This is a genomic window from Gemmatimonas sp. (assembly GCF_044376735.1).
Taxonomy (GTDB): Bacteria; Gemmatimonadota; Gemmatimonadetes; order Gemmatimonadales; family Gemmatimonadaceae; genus Gemmatimonas.
In genome coordinates this window covers 1-2,613 of record NZ_JBILKJ010000280.1, presented here as the reverse complement: position 1 = coordinate 2,613, position 2,613 = coordinate 1, and the positions used below count along the sequence as shown (strand labels likewise).

Genomic DNA, 2,613 nt, shown 5'->3' with positions numbered 1-2,613 from the left:
CGATAGTCCGCTGGTTCACGCGAAGTTCGCGAAGGGCGCGAAGGCGCGCGAAGAACCGTTCAAGGGGTCAGCGTTCAAGGGGTTCAAGGGGTCAGGGGTTCAAGGGGTCAGAGTCGTTGAACGCCGTTCAACGACTCTGACCCCTTGAACGTTTTTGTCTTTGCTGTTCTTCGCGTATCTTCGCGAACGTCGCGCGCTTCGCGTGAACCAGCGAGGCCATTCGCTAGAGCGGCTCCCGCAACAGCCGCTCCACCAGCCGTACGGATCGCTCCGTGGCCCCAAGTTCACGCTGCACCACAGCCACCGCCGCAGCGCCGGCCACGACGCGCGCCGCCGACTCGAACAGCCACGATTCCAGCGCCGTAGCGGTTTCACCCGCATCGCGAATCACGCGCGCCCCGCCAGCCGCCAGCAGCAGTCCCGCCTCGCGGCTCATGTCGTGGCCCGGGCCGAACAGCACCGGCGCACCGAAGGCGGCGGGTTCGATGACTGAATGCAGTCCCGCCGCATGAAAGCCGCCGCCCACGAAGGCCGCTTTGGCGAGCGCATAGAGGTCGCCGAGGACGCCGACGCGATCGACCACGATCACGTCGCTGTGCGCGGCAACCGCGTCGGACTCCGCCTCGGCCAACGTAGCCACTGACAGCCCCGACGAGCGTGCCCAATCAAGAATCGGTGCCAGATGCGTCGCCGTCGGTTCATGCGGGGCGATGATCAGCCGTGGTCGTGCCTCACGGCCAGACGCTTGCAGCACGCGCGCGTACGCCGGCAGCAGCACCGACTCGTCGGCTGGCCACGTGGAACCCGCCACGAGCGTTGGGCGCGAGCTGGCGAGCGCCTGCAAGAGCGGTTGCTGCCGGTCGACCCCCTGCGCGCGAGCCCACACCTGATCGAAGCGCGTATCGCCGGTGACTTCGAGCACGTCGGGGCGCACGCCGAGGGCGAGCAGACGGTCGGCATTGGTCTGATCAATGGCGCCGACGCCCTGCAGGGCGCTATACGCGTCGCGGAGCAGCAGGCGGGCCAACGTCCCTGATCGGCCCGATCGGGGCGCCAGGGTGGCACTCAGGAGCGCTACGGGGATGCCGCGCGCCACCGCGCGCTCCACCAACGTCGGCCACACGTCGAGCTTCACGAACACCAGCAGCGACGGCTGTAACGCGTCGAGCATCGCGTTGGCTTCGTGACGCCCGTCGAAGGGCAGGTAGTCCGTGATGTCGGCGCCAATCGACTGCGCGAACCGCTCCGCGCTCGGCGAGAAAAACGTGTAGGCCAGCTGCACCTCGGGATGCAACGCGCGCAACCGATGCGCGACCGGGCGCGCCTGCAGCCCCTCGCCCACCGATGGGGCGTGCAGCCACACCAGCGGTTGGGCTGGCGAACGAACGGCCCGGCTGGCGGCAGCCACCCGCTCCAGTAACCCACGACGCGCGGCGAGCGAGCGCGCGAGCTTCGACTCACTGGCCGGCGCCAATCTGGCCGCGACCCGCGCGGCGAGCACTCCCGCTCCGTACACGGAGCGGACCAGCGGATTCAGCGCGTCCTCCTCGACTTCGCCACCGCCAGCGCCGTATCGATGGCCTTGCGGAAATCTTTGTACGGCAGCGCGCCCTGAACGAGGAATTCGCCGATCAGAAACGATGGCGTGGACTGCACGCGCGCTTGCGAGGCCTGCCGCTCGTCGTTCTCGACCAGCATACGGATCGCGTCCGACTTCCGGCAGCGGGTGAACGTCGGCAGGTCGAGCGACAACTCGCGGGCGATGCCGTCGAGCTTGGACGACGGATTGTCGATCGGCTGGAACGCCCGCTGCTCACGGAAGAGCACGTCGGCGTATTCCCAGAACTTCTGTTGCACGGCGGCGCACATCGACGCCTCCGCCTGCGCCCGGGCGTGCCGATGGATCGAGAGCGGCAGATGCAGGTAGGCCAGACGGACCTTCCCGGCGTCGATGTAGTCGCGCTTGAGATTCGCCATCGACGAGTCGTGCCACATCTTGCAGTAGGGGCACTGGAAGTCGCTGATCATCACGACCCACATCGCGTCTTCGCGCCCCATCAGCCGTCCCCGGTCGGCCATTTGGATCGAAGTCGAATCGGGGAGGGTATCACGGGACAGTCCCGGAACCGTCGCGGTCGTTTGCAGCAGCGGCGACGAGGGCGTCACGGTGGCGGCGGCCGCACCGTTCGGGGTCTCCGCACGTGCGGACTTGGCGGTGGAGTCTGCTGGACCGCACGCCACGAGGGCGCCGAGGAGCAGGAGCAGCGCCGACGTGCGGGCGGAGGAGACGGGTCGGGACATGGAATGCTGGATCGAAAGAGTTCGTCGAACGACGCCTGAGCAATCTAACGCCGCGGGCCAGCGCGGCGCGGTCCGCATAAAGCTCGCGGCCGATGACACGGAATCCCTGCCGCGTCCGTAGAGACTGTATGTTCCACCCCGTGCGAACCTCCGTGACTCAATCCGACCGTCCACGCTCCGGCGTAATGCGAGGCATGCTGGCCATCCCGCTGGCGGTCCTGCTCGCGGTCGCGACGGTGTCGTCGGCGGCCGGGGGGCAGGTGGCCGCACCCGGCCAGCCGCTGCCGGCTCCAGTCGGTTACGTCAACGACT

General features: G+C 68.1%; 2 protein-coding genes. Both read right to left on the bottom strand.

Annotated elements, in window-relative coordinates:
• Positions 1–223: 223 nt before the first annotated feature.
• Positions 224–1,501 carry a 3-deoxy-D-manno-octulosonic acid transferase gene (locus ACIRA7_RS16645; RefSeq protein WP_396221950.1) on the bottom strand — a complete coding sequence of 426 codons (1,278 nt, stop codon included), beginning with the start codon at positions 1,499–1,501 and terminating at the stop codon, positions 224–226.
• Positions 1,502–1,533: 32 nt separating this feature from the next.
• Positions 1,534–2,301 (bottom strand): DsbA family protein, encoded by a 768-nt coding sequence (locus ACIRA7_RS16640; protein WP_396221949.1) that lies wholly within the window; start codon positions 2,299–2,301, stop codon positions 1,534–1,536.
• Positions 2,302–2,613 lie beyond the last annotated feature (312 nt).

Coding starts and splice junctions, on each gene's coding strand:
- ACIRA7_RS16640 (WP_396221949.1), bottom strand. CDS start 2,301: ATGTCCCGACCCGTCTCCTCCGCCCGCACGTCGGCGCTGCTCCTGCTC.